Origin of the sequence: Burkholderia sp. BCC1208, from assembly GCF_902833095.1 — a bacterium.
Taxonomy (GTDB): domain Bacteria; phylum Pseudomonadota; class Gammaproteobacteria; order Burkholderiales; family Burkholderiaceae; genus Burkholderia.
Window position 1 is genome coordinate 35,720 of record NZ_CADFDY010000001.1, and the last position, 15,796, is coordinate 51,515.

The following is a 15,796-nucleotide window of genomic DNA, read 5'->3' on the forward strand; positions in this document are numbered from 1 at the left end:
TACGTCCGGGCGACAGGCGCGGAACGCGGCGAAAGCAGGCTTACGGCGCGACCACGTGCCACACGTTCTTGAAATTGTCGCCGTTGCGCTCGCCCTGTTTCATGTCCTTCGAGAAGAAGTACAGCGGCTTGCCCTTGTACGCCCATTGCGGGCTGCCGTCGTCGCGCTTGACGATCGTGTAGGGCCCGACCGGCACGTCGGTCGCGCTGGCCTTGTACGGCGGCCAGAGGGTTTCGCATGGGCCCGTACAGGCGCTGGTGCCGGCGTTGGGCTTGTCTTTGTCGAACGTATAGACGGTCATCCCGTTCGCGGCGACGAGCGCGCCGTTTTCTTCCTTCGTGATGGATCCCTGGGCCGTGGCCGAAGCTGACGCAATGGCGAGCAGGGCGGAGCTGACGAGCAGCGCGGCTTTCATGAATGCCTCCTGTAATCCGGTGGGCGGCGGTGATCGTGCGCACGGGCGAGCGGGCGCGACGATCGCGATGAGTGGTGCCGGAGCGCCGTGCCGTTACCGCCGGTGCGAGCGACTCGGGGGCGGATGGCAGCGAACGGGGCGCTTCATTCACGATAGGCGGTTTTTGGCAGGGCTGCGAGAAAGTCGGGACGCGTATCGGCGGCGCGTAGGCGTCGCGCAACGGTGCTGCAAGTGCCGCGCGATCCGCTATTTTGATCCGTCCCCGAGCCTGCGCGGCGTGCGTGTCGGGCCGAACTCGCGGATGCCGGGCGCGCCCGACGCGAAGGTCGTCCCGATCTGGCGGCCGCTCGGTTTCGGCAGACCGCCTTCGAATCTCCACGTCAGCGCGACCGGCAGGTTCGGCGCCGTGCCGTCAGCGAAATACCGGTGCCGACGCGAGCGCCGTCAGCACGACCGGCATCGCCAGCGCCGCGGCGACGGTCTGGAACGCGGTGATGCCGGCCATCAGCGGCGCGTCGCCGCCGAGCTGACGGGCCATGATGTACGACGCCGACGACGTCGGCAGCGCCTGGAACAGCAGCGCGACCGTCAGCGCCGCATCGCCGAGCCCGCACAGGCGGCCGGCCGCGAGCGTGATCAGCGGCATCGCCATGAACTTGAACGCCGACGCGACGCACACCGGCTGCAGCCATGCACGGGCCGCATCGAATTTCAGCGCCGCGCCCACGCACAGCAGGCCGAGCGGCATCGATGCGGCGCCGAGCGCGCGCACGGCCGGCTCGACGGCAGGCGGGAACGCGACACCGCCGGTCTGCATTGCGATGCCGAGCGCGCACGCGACGACGAGCGGATTCGACAGGATCTGCCGCACGAGCGCGCCCGCACCGAGCCGCGTGTCGCCATACCGCGCGAAGACCAGCACGCACATCAGGTTGACGGTCGGGACGATCGCCGCGACGCATACGGCCGCGAGCGCGATGCCTTTTGCGCCGAACAGCCCGGCGGCGAGTGCGGTGCCGACATAGTTGTTGAAGCGCACCGCGCCCTGGAACACGGACGTGAAGCCGGCGCCGTCGACCCGGACGAACCGACGGACCAGCAGAAGCAGCGCCGCGGCGACGGCGGTCGATCCGACCAGCGCTGCCGCGAGCGGTAGAACGGGCAGCGATTGCAGTCGAGCGTTCGCGAGGCCGTTCGCGAATAGCGCCGGCAGCAGCACGTAGTAGCAAAGCCGCTCGGCCTGCGGCCAGAACGCGTCGGCGATGAAACCCGTGCGCCGGAGGCCGTGGCCGAACGCGACCAGCAGCGCGACCGGCGCCAGCGCGAGCAGGATCGGGCCGATCATCGGTGCGCCTGCATGCCGGCAGCGGGCAGCGGCTGGCAGGCGGAGCGGCGGGGAATCCATCCGGCGGGCAACATGGCGACTCGCAATCGAAAGAGTGACGATGCCGCCAAGTTAACACGCGCAAGCAACAGGAATAATTGTTAATTATCGGGTGTTCAATGAGAAATTCTCATCGACGATGCGGCGACTTCGGCGGCCAGCGCACGCGCGAAACGCTCGGCCGGACGCGACTGGTGCTCGAGCAGCACGACCGCGCGCCCCATCTGTGGCTGGCCGAACGGCAAGCGCGTGACGGGCGGCAGACGCGCGAGCGTCGCATCGGGGAGCGCGACGATCGCGGCGCCGAGCCCGCGCGCCACCATGCGCGCGATCGTTTCCGCGCTGTCCAGCACCATCTCTTCACGCACGCGCACGCCGATGCGGCGCAGCTCGGTGGCGATCATGCGGCCGGCCCAGGCCTGCGCGTCGAAGCGGATGAACGGCAGCGCTTCGAGCAGCGCGCCCGCGTCGCGTTCGGCATGGTCGGGCGGCGCGAGCAGCCAGAAGCGATCTTCGTACAGCGTGGTCCACGTCAGTTCCGCCGGATGCGGGCGCACGGGGCGTGTCGTGATCGCCGCATCGAGTTCGCCGGCCGCGACGCGGTTCGCCAGCTCGGCCGACATGCCGGCCGACACGTGCACGCGCAGCGACGGATGCGAGTTGCGCAGCGCGAGCAGCGCGTCGGGCAGCGGGCCGGACAGCGCGGTCTGGATCGCGCCGAGCCGCAGGCGGCCGACGAGTTTCTTCTCGTCGCTGAGCGCGTCGGGAATCCGGTCGACCATCGCGAGCACCTGCTCGGCCTGCGCGAGCAGGATGTTGCCGGCTTCGGTCAGCACCGGTTGCCGGCGCGAACGGTCGAACAACTGCACGTCGTATTCGCTTTCCAGTGCCTTGATCTGCAGGCTCACCGCCGATTGCGTGAGCCCGATGGCTTCGCCGGCGCGTGCGAAGGTCCGGTATCGGGCGATGGCGACCAGCGTTCTGAATGCGCGTAGTGACATGGACGAAGTGACGTTGGCAACGGGGGCGGCATGCGGATTGCGCGCAAGACGGCGGCAGCGTTCGCGTGACACGCCGCACCGGTGCGGCGAGGTCGGCGAGAACCCAGCGGATAAAGCGGCCGGCGAATTCGCGGACATCATGCCCGTGCCCGTCGAATCGGGCAACCGCGGCATGGCAGGCTTACGATGGAAAGCGCGGGCTGCCGGCCGATGCCGGTTCGCGTGGACGGCAACGGACGCGTTCCGCCGAAACATCCGCACCGGTGCGCGCGGGGCTCGCGCCGATTCTTCGAGGAGGACACGACGATGCTTCAGAACCCGGGCGACGTTGCGCGCGCAAGCTACCGCGCGTATGCCGACAAGGACCGCGACGCGATCGAAGCGCTGATCGCGCCGGATTTCCATTTCACGAGCCCGCTCGACAACCGGCTCGACCGCGACACGTATCTCCGGCGCTGCTGGCCGAACAGCGTGGCGCTGGCGCGCTTCGATTTCGTCGACGTTGCCGTTCACGGCGAGCACGTATTCGTCGTGTACGAGGCGGAAACGGCCGACGGCAGACGGTTCCGGAATGCGGAGCGGGTGCGCGTGCAGGGCGGGCAGATCGTCGAGGCCGAGGTGTATTTCGGCTGGAACGTGCCGCACGATGCGCCCGACGGCGGCTCCGTCGAACCGCGCGGTTGAGCGGCGGCCGGGAGCTGGCGGTTCATCCGGTGCCACGCGTCCCGATCGATGCGCTCATCCCGCCGCATCGTCCCCCAACGCCTGGATGAACCGCGAAAACAGCTCGGGTTGCGACGAAATCCCGAGCTTTGCGTACAAATGCCGCCGATGCACCTTCACCGTTTCGGGTGAAATCGCGAGCCGCTCGGCAATCGCCTTCGACGAATTGCCGCGCAGCACCATGCGTGCGATCGACATCTCGCGATCGGTCAGCACGCCCGCCCCGAAGCGTGCGAGCGCCTGCTCGACGCGCGCGCCGAGATCGGCATCGGGCGTCGCACGTGCGGCGTCGCCCACGAGCCGCCAATGCTGCCGGATCGTTGCGAGCACCCACGGCATCGCGGCCGTCAGCTTGCCGAGCGGCTCGACGTCGAAGCGCGTCGATGCACCGAGCGACAGCGACAGCAGCGTGTCGGCATTCGGCCGCACGAGAATCTGGATCTCGTCGTCGCCGACCGCGTCGCGGAAATAGCTCAGGAAATACTCGCTCTGCCGGAACAGGTCGGGGGCGACTTCCTCGAGCCGGTAGCAGCCGTCGGCGAGCCCGTCGTGCGCGGCCTGCAGGAACGGATCGAGCAGATATAACCCGTTCAGGTAAAGCGGCACCGGCGACGCGGTGTCGGTGCCGCCCGTGTCGTATTCGTCGAGCACGAGTGGCACGCCGTCGCGGCCGATCGCCGTCGCGAGCGCGTTGTCGAACGGCGTCATTTCGTTGAGCAGCAGCACGAGGAACCGCCAGAAACGCGGCTGGCCGAGATGATCGATCGCGCGGCCAAGCGCCTGGTGCATCGCGATTTCGGAAAAGAGACGATCCATACCACCACCGGAAGGGCGTAACACGAAGGGGGAATAGCGGTCCTGAAATTGGCTTCCTAGACTGCCACGCAATCAATCGGGCCCGAGTATGGGCGTTCAAAAAACGGCAGGATAGGAGCGACAGGAGAACGAAATGGCGATGATGTCGGAATCGACGGGCAGCCTGCAAGCGGCGCCTGCAACGGAAGACGCGCCGCGCGCGCTGTCGCAGACGCTCAGCGTGCGCGATGCAGTGATGATCACCGTATCGGGCGTGACGCCGGCCAGCTCGATCTTCGTGATCGCGCCGTTCGCGATCCAGCAGGCCGGCAGCGGCGCCGTGCTGTCGTTCCTGCTCGGCGGCGTGCTCGCGCTCGCGTTCGCGCTCTGCTATGCGGAACTCAGCGCCGCGCACCGCAGCGCGGGCGGCGAATACGTGATGGCCAAGCGCGTGTTCGGCACGCTGCCCGGCTACCTGACCTTCATCACGGTGCTGTCCGTCAGCGTATTCATCCCGGCCGTGCTCGCGAGCGGCGCCGCGCCGTACCTGAACAACGCGCTCGGCACGCACTTCAGCAACCAGTCGGTCGCGCTGACGATCGTGCTGCTCAGCTATCTGCTCGGCATGCTGAACATCAAGACGAATGCATGGATCACCGGCGCGTTCCTGGTCGTCGAAATCGGCGTGCTGATGCTGATCGCGGGGCTCGGTTTCGGGTCGCCGCATCGCGGCGCCGACGTGCTGATCGCGCCGGTCGTCGCGAGCGGCAATGCGCTGGTGCCGGCGACGCTCGCGGCCATCGTGCCCGCGATCGGCACCGCGATCTTCTGCTACAACGGCTTCGGCTCGGCGGCCTATCTCGCGGAAGACCTGCGCGGCGGCAACCGCAACGTCGCGAAGGCGGTGATCTATTCGTTGCTCGTGATCCTCGTCGTCGAACTGGTTCCGCTCACCGCGATCGTGCTGGGGGCGCCGTCGCTGACCGAACTGACGAAGAGCGCCGATCCGATCGGCTATGTCGTGCGCTCGCTGAGCAATCCGGCCGTGTCGCGCGTGATCAGCGGCGGGATCTTCCTGTCGGTGTTCAACGCGATCATCGCGATCGTGATCACGATGGGCCGCCTGCTGTACAGCAGCGGCCGGCATGCGCTGTGGTCGCGCACCTGCAACCGCGCATTCTCGACGATTCATCCGCGCCTCGAATCGCCGTGGCTTGCGACCATCGCGCTCGCGATACCGTCGGCCGGGCTCGTGTTCGTGTCGAGCCTCGACGAGTTGACCGCGTTCACGGTCGACCTGCTGCTGCTGATCTATCTCGTCGTCGGGCTGGCCGCGCTCGCGAGCCGGTTCGTGCGCCGCGACGTCGAGCATCACTACCGGATGCCGTTGTGGCCCGTGACGCCGCTCGTGGCGGTGGGGGGCGCCGCGTATACGCTGGTCACGACCCTGGCGACGGCGACGAAGCCGACCGATCTGATCATCATCGCGGGGCTACTGATCGCGGCACTCGTGATGTACGTGGCGTGGGCGCGTCACAGCGAAGCGTTCCGCGCGCTCTGAGCACCCGATCGACACCTTGTACCACCGACACATCGAACCATTGAAAGAAGGGAGGAATCGAATCATGCGCACGAGGGATCTCGGCATCCGCATCGGACTCGGCACGCCGGGCCGCTTCAACGCGATCACGGACGTACCGGGCGTGCGAGTCGGCCATTGCACGCTGAACGTCGAGAACGGCGACGCGTCGATCCGCACCGGCGTCACCGTCATCGAGCCGCGCGCGGGCGCCGCGCACGATTCGCCGTGCTTCGCGGGCGTGCACGTGCTGAACGGCAACGGCGACGCGGCCGGGCTCGAATGGATTCGCGAAGCCGGCCTGCTGACGACGCCGATCGCCTATACGAACACGCACAGCGTCGGTGCGGTGCGCGACGCACTCGTCGCGAACGAACGCGAAGCGGCGGCCGGCCGCGTGTACTGGTGCATGCCGGTCGTGATGGAAACCTACGACGGACTGCTGAATGACATCTGGGGGCAGCACGTGAACGCCGCGCACGTCCAGCGCGCGCTGGCTGCCGCCCAGTCGGGGCCGGTTGCCGAAGGCGGCGTGGGCGGCGGCACGGGCATGATTTGCCACGAGTTCAAGGGCGGCATCGGCACCGCGTCGCGCGTGCTGGCGAGCGATGCGGGCGGCTGGACCGTCGGCGCGCTCGTGCAGGCGAATTACGGCGTGCGCGAGATGCTGCGCGTGGCCGGCTACCCGGTCGGCGAAGTGCTGCGGCACGTGCATTCGCCGTTCCGCGAAGCAGAAGCGAAAGGCGAAGCCGGCATGGGCTCGATCGTCGTCACGCTTGCGACCGACGCACCGTTGCTGCCGCATCAATGCACGCGTCTCGCGCAGCGTGCGAGCGTCGGGCTCGCCCGCGTGGGCGGCGGCACCGAGGATTCGAGCGGCGACATTTTCCTTGCGTTCGCAACGGGAAACGACGGCTTGCCTGCCGCGAACTACGGCAGCAAGGGCATGCCGACCACCGACGTGCGGATGGTCAACAACGACCATATTTCCGCGCTGTTCGTCGCGGCGGCGGAAGCGGTGGAGGAGGCGATCGTGAATGCGCTGGTCGCGGGCGGCGACGTCGCGTCGCGCGGGGCGCGGGTCGAAGGGCTCGGGCAGGCGCGCTTGCTGGATGCGCTGCGCGAAGTGGGCTGGCGGCCGGGGCGCGGCGCCTGAAACGGCAAACGCCGCTTCAAGCGAAGCGGCGTGCAGCACGGTGGCGATGCGGCGGTCGGCCGGACCGCCGTCCGCCCGTGCATGTCGTGCATGCGGTGCGGGCGATGTGGACGATGCGGGCCTGAGCACGACGACGCGGCGCCATGCTCAACTGCCGAAGTAGATGTTGCAGAAGCTGACCGGGCCGACGCAGGCGTTCGGGTCTTCCTGCTTCGATTGCGCACGATCGACGCGGCCGGCGGCCTTGATCGCCTCGGCGCGGTTCGCCTGTTGCGGTGCGACGTCTGCCGGCGCCGGCTGTGCGTGGGCGAGCGCAGCGGTGAGCGACAGGGCAACGAGGGCGAGGTGCAGCGGCTTCATTTGGGTTCTCCTGGGTGAGTGCCAGTCTCGCTGGCAGTGAGGAAACTATAGGCTCGCACTGCTTAAAGATTAATCACCGCGGCTGCAGAGCTTATTTCCATCCGGAACAACGATCCCGTTGCGCGCGCACCGGTCTTCAACGGCGATGCCGATTGAACGGTGCGTCCTTGTCGAGCAGCGCGCTGCGCATGAAGTGCAGGCAGCCGACGATTCGCTGCATGTTGCGACGCGCGTCGGGCACCGCGTACCACGCCTGCAGCGCGTGCTGCGCGGCGCGGATCGCGAGATTCACGGCTTTCAGCGTGCGCGCATGGTGGCCGGGCGTCGGATCGTCGAAGAAGCGCGGCAGTTCGAGCAGCACCGCATCGATCGAACCGGTCCAGCGCAGCGTCTGCGGCGGTTTCGATGCGCGGAACGTGTGGAGCTCGTCGCGCAGGTCGATGACCGCGTGGCCGACCTCGAGCGTCGACAGCATCCAGCGCAGTGCATCGCGATGCTGCCGCGTGCGGCGCACCAGCAGCGTACGCAGTTGCGCCATCAGGTCGTGCGTGCTCGACTGGAAGCGCTGCGCGAGGCCGTCCGGCGCGCCTTCGCATGCCAGCGTCACCTGGCGGCGCAAGTCGTGCGCGATCCGGCCGGTGAGCCAGGGTGTGTGCGTCGGGAACACGACGGCGAACACGAGCGCGCAAGCAAGCATCGCGACGACGATCGCGAGCCCGTTGTTGATCAGCACTTCGGGCGTATACGCGATCGCGTTGTCGGGGCCCGCGAGCAGGCAAAAAAACACCGCGAAGCCGATCCCGTAGCCGGACAGGCCTGGCCGCATCGCGAGAAACGCACCGAGGCCGAGCACCGGCGCGAGCGCCGCGCACAGCAGCGGAAAGCCGTCGATGTTCGGATAGACGTAGCACAGGAACAGGTAGCCGACCGCGGTCGCGAATGCCGCACCGACGCCCATCTGCGCGACGAACCTGGGCGCGCGCGGCGAGGTCGAGCTGAGCGCGCATGCGATCGCGGTGGCGATCACCGCGAGCGAGCCGCTCGGCCATTCGGACGCGATCCAGAACGCGCTCATCGCACCGACAGCGACCACCGTGCGCAGGAACGCGAAACCGACGAAGAACGCGTTGGTCTTCACCGCGTAATGGGTGACCGAGCGCTCGAACGCGTGATCGTCCTGATCGAGCGACGCGTAAGTGTCGACGTAGCCCAGATATTCGCCGATGAACCGGTACAGCAGCTCGATCGCGGTATCGAAGTCGAGCAGGCCGCCGGCCGCGTGGTCCTCGATGACCCGCCGCGACGCGCGCGCGGCCTTCGGCAACGCACCGTGAAAGCGGCGCAGTTCGAGCAACGCACCGGTGGCCGGTGCGAGGCCGCGCCGGCGTTCGTCGCGTAACGCGGCGAAGCGCGATGCGAGCGCATCGACGTGCGGCGCCAGTGCGTCGAGCACCGCATCCGAGTGATTCGCGCGCAGCCGTTTGACGAGCTGGTGCAGCGCATGCAGCCGCGTGCATGCATTCATGAACTCGCTGTTGAGGCGCGCAAGCCGGCGGCTGCGCGCGCGAATGTGCGGATCCTCGAACGACGCGAACGCGCGGTTGGCTTCGAAGCCGACGATGTCGTCGACGAAATCGGCGAAGCGTCGCTCGAAATCGCCGCGCGCGACGTCGCCCGACAGCGCGCCGGCGGTGAACGCGGCAAACGTCGCGTGGCGCGCGCTCAACGAACGCATCAGTGCCTTCGCGGAACTCAACGGCAGGATCAGCGCGCTGACCGCGCCCGAGCACGCGATGCCGAGCGCGACTTCCGCGGCGCGCGTGAGCGCGGACTGGAACAGCGTCTGCGGCGTCATCACGGCCGGCAGGCCGATCAGCGCGGCCGTGTAGCCGGCGAGCACGAAGCCGTACCAGCGGAAGTGGCGGTTGCGCACCGCCAGCGCGATGCAGCCGCCGATCCACAGCGTGATGCCGGCCATGTACAACTCGGGTTGTTGCGCGAACAGCCCGCCGAGCGCGAGCGCGCCGACGAGGCCGGCCGCCGTGCCGAGCACGCGGTAGAAACTCTTCGCGAACACCATGCCCGACAGCGGCTGCATCAGCACGAATACAGTCGTCATCGCGGTGCGCGGCTGCGACATCTCCAGACGCATCGCGATGCCCATCGCCAGCAGCGCCGCGAGCACGGTTTTCGCGAGGTGCAGCCAGATCAGCCCGTCGGTCGCGGCCCAGTCGCGCGCCGCGTTGCCGAGCGGATCGAGCCATTTGCTCCATCGTGCCGGTTCGATGGACGGTCGCTCGATCGCAGGTTGTGGCTTCATGAGTGGGGCCCAAGAGGGGCCGGGCGGGGTGCCGCGGCGCGTCCGGACGGGTCCGTTCGACTGGTGAGGCGCCGATTGTAGGAGCGCGGCGCCCGCGCATTAACGCAGTTGCCGGGAAACGATAGTTGCAGCCGGGGTAACAATCTGTCGCATCCGCTGGAGGAAAATGACGGCTCCGCTACAGGTCGCTCACAGGAATGGATACCCTACAAAACATGCGGGTGTTTTCGCGCGTCGTAGAGACGGGCAGTTTCACCGCCGCCGCGCAATCGCTGAATTCGACGACGGGCGCGATGTCGCGCGCGGTGTCTGAGCTCGAGGCGCGCCTGCGCACCCGCCTGATGAATCGCTCGACGCGCCGTCTCGCGCTCACGTCGGCCGGCGAAAGCTATCTGCGGCGCTGCCGCCAGATCCTCGCCGACGTGGACCGCGCGGAAGAAGAGGCGAGCTGCGCGCACGAGCGCCCGGCCGGCGTGCTGCGCATGCACAGCTTCGCGAGCGTCGGTCACCACTACGTGATGCCCGCGCTGACGCGCTATCACGCGCAGTACCCGGACGTATCGATCGAGTTGTCGCTGTCGCAGCGCATGCCCGACCTGTTCGACGGCACGAGCGACATGGCCGTCGTCACCGCATCGTCGCTGCCCGATTCGGAACTCGTGTCGCACCTGCTCGGCTCGACGTTCAGCATTCTGTGTGCATCACTCGATTACGTGAAACGGCACGGCGTGCCGGCCCGCCCGCAGGATCTCGCCGCGCACGCGTGCCTGACGCTGTGTACGCCGGCGTTCCCGACGCACGAATGGGTGCTCGAAGGGCCCGAAGGCGTCGAGCAGATCCACGTCGCCGGGCCGGTGCAGACCAATACCGCCGAATCGCTCGCACTCGCGATCCGCGACGGCATCGGAATCGGCATGCTGCCGCTGTATTCGGCGATCGACGCACTGCGCGACGGCACGCTCGTCCGTGTGCTGCCCGCGCATATCCTGCAGAAGATGAACGTGTATGCGCTGTACCCGTCGCGCCGCTTCGTCGATGCGAAGGTGCGGACCTGGGTCGAGATGCTGCGTGCCCAGGTGCCGGCGATGATCGCGCGCGACGTCGAGATGCTGAACGCGATCGACCGCGAACCGCAGGCCGCCTGAACGCCGCGCGCGCATCGGCGCGCGGCGGATTCGTTGTTTCATGCAGATGCCGAATACGCGTCGCTCGCAATGCATGCTCGATGCGAGCGACGCACGCCGTCACTGCGCGGGCTTCGCCGCCGTGCCCGATTCGGTTGCCGGCTCGCCCGTCGGGCCGTAGGCGGCCTGCGCCGCTTTCCGTTCGGCGAGACGCTTCGCCTGCAGTCGTTCCTGCGCCGCCAGGATGTCGTCCGGATAGTTGCCGACTTCGCCGCGCGCCGGGTTGTAGCCGACCGATTCGAGATCGATCAGCTCCTGCAGCACCTGCGCACGCGTGACGGGCGACTTCGCCTGCTGGGCGAACGACAGGGCCGGTGCGGCAAGCAGGACGGCAGCGGCGGCGGTAACGACGAGCGATTTCACGAGATTCTCCTGGTACGGGGTAGGCGGCCGGAGCGGCGCGCGTCACGCGGCTTCGACCTTCGACGTCAGTCTACGCAGCGCCTGCGCGCGCAAACACCCCGATTCCAGGAGGGCTGCGTTCCAGAAGGAACAACATTGGCGGCGCCCGTCCGCGGCGACCGAACCCGTGTGCGGACACGGGCGCCGTGCATACGGGCGCCGTGCATACGGGCCCGGCGCGGGCGGGCGCCGTCGCGCGATGCCGGTCAGAACCGCGTTCGCATGCCGATCGTGCCGACCACCTGGTTCGCCGTGCTCGATGCGCCACCCGATGTGTTGATGAATGCCTGATAGCCGCGGCCCGACGCATGCTGGAACATCGCTTCCGCGTACAGGTCGGTGCGGCGCGACAGCTTGTACACGGCCTGCAGATCGACCTGATGCCATTTCGGATCGGTCCCGTGCTTGCTGTCGGGATTCGACACGCTGGCGTCCGTATAGACATAGGCCGCGCCGACGCTGACGACCGGCGTGACCGCATAGCGCACGTTCACGTCGTAGTTGTTGAACGCGATCTGGCCGCCGGAGCCGAACGAGCCCGTATTGTCGTACTGCGCGCGCGTGTAGACGAAGCCGACGGTCGCCGGGCCGAACACGTAGCTGACGCCGCCGCCATAGGTGCGCATGCGGTCCGAGCCGATCGACCAGCCGCCCTGGTTCAGGCTCTTCGCTTCGGCCGAATCCGTCGCGCCGGGGCTCGCGCTCGTCGAGCCTTTCGTGCCGTTCATCTGCAGGTAGGCGCCGGCCAGCTTCAGCGGGCCGTTCGTGTAGCTCGCGGCCACGCTGTATGCGCGGTTCGCGCTGAAGTTCGCCGAGTTGGAGAACGCGTACAGCGCGCCGACCTTGAAGCCCGCGATCGTGTCGCTCGTGTACTTGACCGCGTTGTTGACGCGCAGCGAGTGGTTCAGGTTGTCGTTGTCGAACGGATGCGCGAAGCCCGTATCGCCGAAATCGCCGGCCGTCGCCGACAACGGCGCGACGAAGTCGACCATCGTGTCGTACTGGCGGCCGAGCGTCAGCGTGCCGTAGCCGGCGCGGCTCAGGCCGACGTACGCGTGCCGGCCGAACAGCTTGCCGTCCTGGCCGAGCCCGCCGTTGTTCGCGTTGAAGCCGTTTTCGAGCACGAACAACGCCTTCAGGCCGCCGCCGAGATCCTCGGTGCCGCGCAGGCCGAAGCGGCTGCCGTTGATCGTGCCGGTCGCCATGCGCCACTGCGACGCGCCGTTTACGTTGTTGGTATAGGCGATGCCGGCGTCGATCAGGCCGTACAGCGTGACCGAGCTTTGCGCGTGGGCGAGCGGCGCGAACAGGGCGGCGGCGCACGCGCCGGCGATCAGGGTTTTTTTCATCGTGAAGCTCCTGCGTGTGGGACTGGAAACCAAAGTTCGGCGCAAGTATAGAAATGCGCGGCACGCGCAGGGCCGCGGCGGCGGCGAGCGCACTGTTCCGGATTCGGTAAGAGTCGTTCATAAAACCGACACGACGAGGTGCGCGCGCGCCGGGCAGGCGGTTCTTGCTCGGCGGCCGGCACGCGGCTTCCGTCCGGCGCGGCCCGGCTGTCGTGTCGATGCAACATGCGCGGCCCGTGCGCGTGTCGCTGCTTTTCCTCCATACTGGTCGCCCGGACCGCACGGCCGCCGACGCAGATCGCGCGGCCGTGTTCACGCATACGACAAGGGCTTCCCCATGAACCTGTTCAACGTACGCCTGCGCGGCCGCGACGGCCTGTTCACGATCGGCATCGATGCCGACAGGATCGCGCGGATCGACGCGCAAACCGCACCGGTCGCATCGACGAACCCCGACCATATCGATGGCGGCGGCCGTCTCGCGATTCCGCCGCTCGTCGAACCGCATATCCATCTCGATGCCGTGCTGACGGCCGGCGAACCCGCGTGGAACATGAGCGGCACGCTGTTCGAGGGCATCGAGCGCTGGGCCGAGCGCAAGGCGACGATCACGCACGAGGACACGAAGGCACGCGCGCATGCGGCGATCGGCATGCTGCGCGACCACGGGATCCAGCACGTGCGCACGCACGTCGACGTGACCGATCCGACGCTCGCTGCGTTGAAGGCGATGCGGGAAGTGAAGGACGAGGCGAGCGGTCTGATCGACCTGCAGATCGTCGCGTTCCCGCAGGAGGGCATCGAATCGTTCGACGGCGGCCGCGCGCTGATGGAGCAGGCGATCGATCTCGGCGCGGACGTCGTCGGCGGGATTCCGCATTTCGAGAACACGCGGGAGCAGGGTGTCAGCTCGATCCGCTTCCTGATGGATCTCGCGGAACGCACGGGCTGCCTCGTCGACGTGCACTGCGACGAGACCGACGATCCGCATTCGCGCTTTCTGGAAGTGCTCGCGGAGGAAGCGCGCGTGCGCGGCATGGGGGCACGCGTCACCGCGAGCCACACCACCGCGATGGGTTCGTACGACAACGCGTACTGTTCGAAGCTGTTCCGGTTGCTGAAGCGGGCGGGACTGAATTTCATCTCGTGCCCGACCGAGAGCATCCATCTGCAGGGGCGCTTCGACACGTTTCCGAAGCGGCGCGGCGTCACGCGCGTCGCGGAGCTCGACCGTGCCGGGCTCAACGTGTGCTTCGGGCAGGATTCGATCAAGGATCCGTGGTATCCGCTCGGCAACGGCAACATCCTGCGCGTGCTCGACGCGGGCCTCCATATCTGCCACATGATGGGTTACCAGGATCTGCAGCGCTGCCTCGACTTCGTGACCGACCACAGCGCGACGACGATGCACCTCGGCGACGGGTACGGCATCGCGGTCGGGCGTCCGGCGAATCTCGTCGTGCTCGACGCGGCCAGCGACTACGAAGCCGTGCGCCGGCAGGCGAAGGCCACGCTGTCGGTGCGCCACGGGAAGGTCATCATGCGGCGCGAACCGGAGCGCATCACCTACTCGGATTGACCGAAGACGGACCCTCACGGCCCGCCCGCCTTTGTGCATTCATAAAATGCATGAGTCGATTAGAAAAATACGTTTGTCTCATGCTGGGCGCAGGCCTACGATGCGGTCCTGACGGCGGCGTGCGCGGTGCGCGCCGTCTTTTCAATTCCCGCTCGCCGACCCCATGCGCCTCGATCTTCCGTCCGCTCCCGCTTCTTCTTCGTCGACCGCCAGCCCGTTCGCGCGCATGGCCGTCGTCACGATCCTGACCGGCATCGGCGCGGGTCTCGGCGGCATGCTGCTCGCGCTGCTGCTGCATGCGATCCAGCACATCGCGTACGGTTACAGCGTCGCGCACGTGATCGGAGCCGAGAGTTTCCTCGGTGGCGTGACCGGGGCCGAGCCGCTGCGCCGGCTCGCGGTGCTGGTGGTCTGCGGGATCGTCGCCGGCGGCGGCTGGTGGGCGCTTTACCGGTATGGCCGGCCGCTCGTCGGCATCCGACGCGCGGTGCGCGCGGCCGATCCGCGGATGCCGTTCGTCAGCACGACGGTCCACGCGCTGCTGCAGATCGTCACCGTCGCGCTCGGCTCGCCGCTCGGCCGCGAAGTCGCGCCGCGCGAGATCGGTTCGCTGCTCGCGGGGCGCTTTGCTCATGCGGCGGGGCTCACGCCCGACGACTGCCGGCTGATGGTCGCGTGCGGCGCCGGCGCGGGGCTTGCGGCCGTCTACAACGTGCCGCTCGGCGGCGCGATCTTCGTGCTCGAGGTGCTGCTCGGCACGTTCGAATTGCGGGCGCTGATCGTGGCGATCGCGACGTCGGCGATCGCGGCGGTCGTCGCGTGGATCGGCCTCGGCAACGAGCACCAGTACACGGTGCCGGCGTTCGTGCTGAGCCCGCCGCTCGTCACATGGTCCGTCGTCTGCGGGCCGCTGTTCGGCTTCGCCGCGTACGGTTTCGTGCGGCTCACGACCCGCGCGCGCGCGGACGCGCCGAAGGACTGGCGGCTACCGGTGTTCGCGCTGCTCAACTTCGCGGTGATTGGCGTGCTGGCGATGTGGTTTCCGCAACTGCTCGGCAATGGCAAAGGGCCGGCGTCGCTGGGTTTCGACGGCACGCTGACGATCGGCCTCGCGGCGGCGCTGCTCGTGCTGAAGGTGCTGATCGAGGCAGGCAGCTTGCGGGCCGGCGCGGAAGGCGGGCTGCTGACGCCGGGTCTCGCGAACGGCGCGCTGCTCGGTGTCGTGCTCGGCGGGCTGTGGGGCGCCGTGTGGCCCGGAGCATCGCTCGGCGGATGCGCGCTGATCGGTGCGACGGCGTTTCTCGCCGCGTCGATGCAGATGCCGATCACGGCGGTCGTGCTGCTGCTCGAATTCACGCGTGCGAATCACGACAGCCTCGTGCCGATGCTGCTGGCCATGGCGGGGTCGCTTGTGGCTTATAGGCTTGCGCAGAAGCTGGCGGAGCGGCGAGCGACAGCGATCGCAGCCGTCGGCACGCCGGAGGCGGTTTGCTCGCTAGCGGGCTCACGCCAGGGCTCGTATACGCATCGATGAGCGCGGCGATCCATC

The 15,796-nt window shown here is 68.1% G+C and carries 14 protein-coding genes; 6 read left to right on the forward strand and 8 right to left on the reverse strand.

Annotated features, from left to right (window positions below):
- Positions 1–40: 40 nt before the first annotated feature.
- The 3 genes from HWX09_RS00160 to HWX09_RS00170 form a co-directional block, all read right to left on the reverse strand.
- Positions 41–415: a hypothetical protein gene (locus tag HWX09_RS00160; protein WP_027782957.1), complete on the reverse strand. Its 375-nt coding sequence runs from the start codon at positions 413–415 to the stop codon at positions 41–43.
- A 412-nt stretch (positions 416–827) separates the two neighbouring features.
- Positions 828–1,760 carry an AEC family transporter gene (locus HWX09_RS00165; protein ID WP_034185287.1) on the reverse strand — a complete coding sequence of 311 codons (933 nt, stop codon included), beginning with the start codon at positions 1,758–1,760 and terminating at the stop codon, positions 828–830.
- Between the two features lie 155 nt (positions 1,761–1,915).
- Positions 1,916–2,800 carry a LysR family transcriptional regulator gene (locus HWX09_RS00170; RefSeq protein ID WP_027782959.1) on the reverse strand — a complete coding sequence of 295 codons (885 nt, stop codon included), beginning with the start codon at positions 2,798–2,800 and terminating at the stop codon, positions 1,916–1,918.
- 306 nt (positions 2,801–3,106) lie between these two features.
- Here HWX09_RS00170 and HWX09_RS00175 point away from each other — a divergent pair, with 306 nt between their 5' ends.
- The gene (locus tag HWX09_RS00175; RefSeq protein ID WP_027782960.1) at positions 3,107–3,484 is read left to right on the forward strand and encodes a nuclear transport factor 2 family protein; all 378 of its coding nucleotides are present in this window, start codon (positions 3,107–3,109) and stop codon (positions 3,482–3,484) included.
- Positions 3,485–3,538: 54 nt separating this feature from the next.
- Here HWX09_RS00175 and HWX09_RS00180 read toward each other — a convergent pair whose 3' ends face one another.
- The gene (locus HWX09_RS00180; protein WP_027782961.1) at positions 3,539–4,339 is read right to left on the reverse strand and encodes a helix-turn-helix transcriptional regulator; all 801 of its coding nucleotides are present in this window, start codon (positions 4,337–4,339) and stop codon (positions 3,539–3,541) included.
- A 133-nt stretch (positions 4,340–4,472) separates the two neighbouring features.
- Here HWX09_RS00180 and HWX09_RS00185 point away from each other — a divergent pair, with 133 nt between their 5' ends.
- Both HWX09_RS00185 and HWX09_RS00190 read left to right on the forward strand, forming a co-directional pair.
- Positions 4,473–5,879, forward strand: a complete 1,407-nt coding sequence (locus HWX09_RS00185) for an APC family permease (RefSeq protein ID WP_027782962.1) — start codon at positions 4,473–4,475, stop codon at positions 5,877–5,879.
- A gap of 64 nt (positions 5,880–5,943) precedes the next feature.
- Positions 5,944–7,053 carry a P1 family peptidase gene (locus HWX09_RS00190; RefSeq protein WP_027782963.1) on the forward strand — a complete coding sequence of 370 codons (1,110 nt, stop codon included), beginning with the start codon at positions 5,944–5,946 and terminating at the stop codon, positions 7,051–7,053.
- A gap of 147 nt (positions 7,054–7,200) precedes the next feature.
- On the opposite strand, the gene HWX09_RS00195 is transcribed toward HWX09_RS00190, so the two are convergent.
- The gene (locus HWX09_RS00195; protein ID WP_027782964.1) at positions 7,201–7,413 is read right to left on the reverse strand and encodes a hypothetical protein; all 213 of its coding nucleotides are present in this window, start codon (positions 7,411–7,413) and stop codon (positions 7,201–7,203) included.
- A 136-nt stretch (positions 7,414–7,549) separates the two neighbouring features.
- A complete protein-coding gene (locus HWX09_RS00200) occupies positions 7,550–9,733 on the reverse strand; it encodes an FUSC family protein (RefSeq protein WP_027782965.1) in 2,184 nt (727 codons plus the stop codon).
- Positions 9,734–9,930: 197 nt separating this feature from the next.
- Between HWX09_RS00200 and HWX09_RS00205 the strand changes: the two genes are divergently transcribed.
- A complete protein-coding gene (locus tag HWX09_RS00205) occupies positions 9,931–10,878 on the forward strand; it encodes a LysR family transcriptional regulator (RefSeq protein ID WP_027782966.1) in 948 nt (315 codons plus the stop codon).
- A 99-nt stretch (positions 10,879–10,977) separates the two neighbouring features.
- Here the strand turns inward: HWX09_RS00205 and HWX09_RS00210 are convergent, their stop codons facing one another.
- Complete coding sequence (locus HWX09_RS00210) at positions 10,978–11,280, reverse strand: DUF4148 domain-containing protein (protein ID WP_027782967.1); 303 nt, start codon at positions 11,278–11,280, stop codon at positions 10,978–10,980.
- A gap of 245 nt (positions 11,281–11,525) precedes the next feature.
- Positions 11,526–12,668 carry a porin gene (locus tag HWX09_RS00215; RefSeq protein WP_027782968.1) on the reverse strand — a complete coding sequence of 381 codons (1,143 nt, stop codon included), beginning with the start codon at positions 12,666–12,668 and terminating at the stop codon, positions 11,526–11,528.
- 337 nt (positions 12,669–13,005) lie between these two features.
- Here HWX09_RS00215 and codA point away from each other — a divergent pair, with 337 nt between their 5' ends.
- A complete protein-coding gene (gene codA, locus HWX09_RS00220) occupies positions 13,006–14,247 on the forward strand; it encodes a cytosine deaminase (protein ID WP_027782969.1) in 1,242 nt (413 codons plus the stop codon).
- A 163-nt stretch (positions 14,248–14,410) separates the two neighbouring features.
- Positions 14,411–15,781: a chloride channel protein gene (locus HWX09_RS00225; protein ID WP_051421346.1), complete on the forward strand. Its 1,371-nt coding sequence runs from the start codon at positions 14,411–14,413 to the stop codon at positions 15,779–15,781.
- Positions 15,782–15,796: the final 15 nt, after the last annotated feature.

Coding starts and splice junctions, on each gene's coding strand:
- HWX09_RS00160 (WP_027782957.1), bottom strand. CDS start 415: ATGAAAGCCGCGCTGCTCGTCAGCTCCGCCCTGCTCGCCATTGCGTCA.
- HWX09_RS00165 (WP_034185287.1), bottom strand. CDS start 1,760: ATGATCGGCCCGATCCTGCTCGCGCTGGCGCCGGTCGCGCTGCTGGTC.
- HWX09_RS00170 (WP_027782959.1), bottom strand. CDS start 2,800: ATGTCACTACGCGCATTCAGAACGCTGGTCGCCATCGCCCGATACCGG.
- HWX09_RS00175 (WP_027782960.1), top strand. CDS start 3,107: ATGCTTCAGAACCCGGGCGACGTTGCGCGCGCAAGCTACCGCGCGTAT.
- HWX09_RS00180 (WP_027782961.1), bottom strand. CDS start 4,339: ATGGATCGTCTCTTTTCCGAAATCGCGATGCACCAGGCGCTTGGCCGC.
- HWX09_RS00185 (WP_027782962.1), top strand. CDS start 4,473: ATGGCGATGATGTCGGAATCGACGGGCAGCCTGCAAGCGGCGCCTGCA.
- HWX09_RS00190 (WP_027782963.1), top strand. CDS start 5,944: ATGCGCACGAGGGATCTCGGCATCCGCATCGGACTCGGCACGCCGGGC.
- HWX09_RS00195 (WP_027782964.1), bottom strand. CDS start 7,413: ATGAAGCCGCTGCACCTCGCCCTCGTTGCCCTGTCGCTCACCGCTGCG.
- HWX09_RS00200 (WP_027782965.1), bottom strand. CDS start 9,733: ATGAAGCCACAACCTGCGATCGAGCGACCGTCCATCGAACCGGCACGA.
- HWX09_RS00205 (WP_027782966.1), top strand. CDS start 9,931: ATGGATACCCTACAAAACATGCGGGTGTTTTCGCGCGTCGTAGAGACG.
- HWX09_RS00215 (WP_027782968.1), bottom strand. CDS start 12,668: ATGAAAAAAACCCTGATCGCCGGCGCGTGCGCCGCCGCCCTGTTCGCG.
- codA (WP_027782969.1), top strand. CDS start 13,006: ATGAACCTGTTCAACGTACGCCTGCGCGGCCGCGACGGCCTGTTCACG.
- HWX09_RS00225 (WP_051421346.1), top strand. CDS start 14,411: ATGCGCCTCGATCTTCCGTCCGCTCCCGCTTCTTCTTCGTCGACCGCC.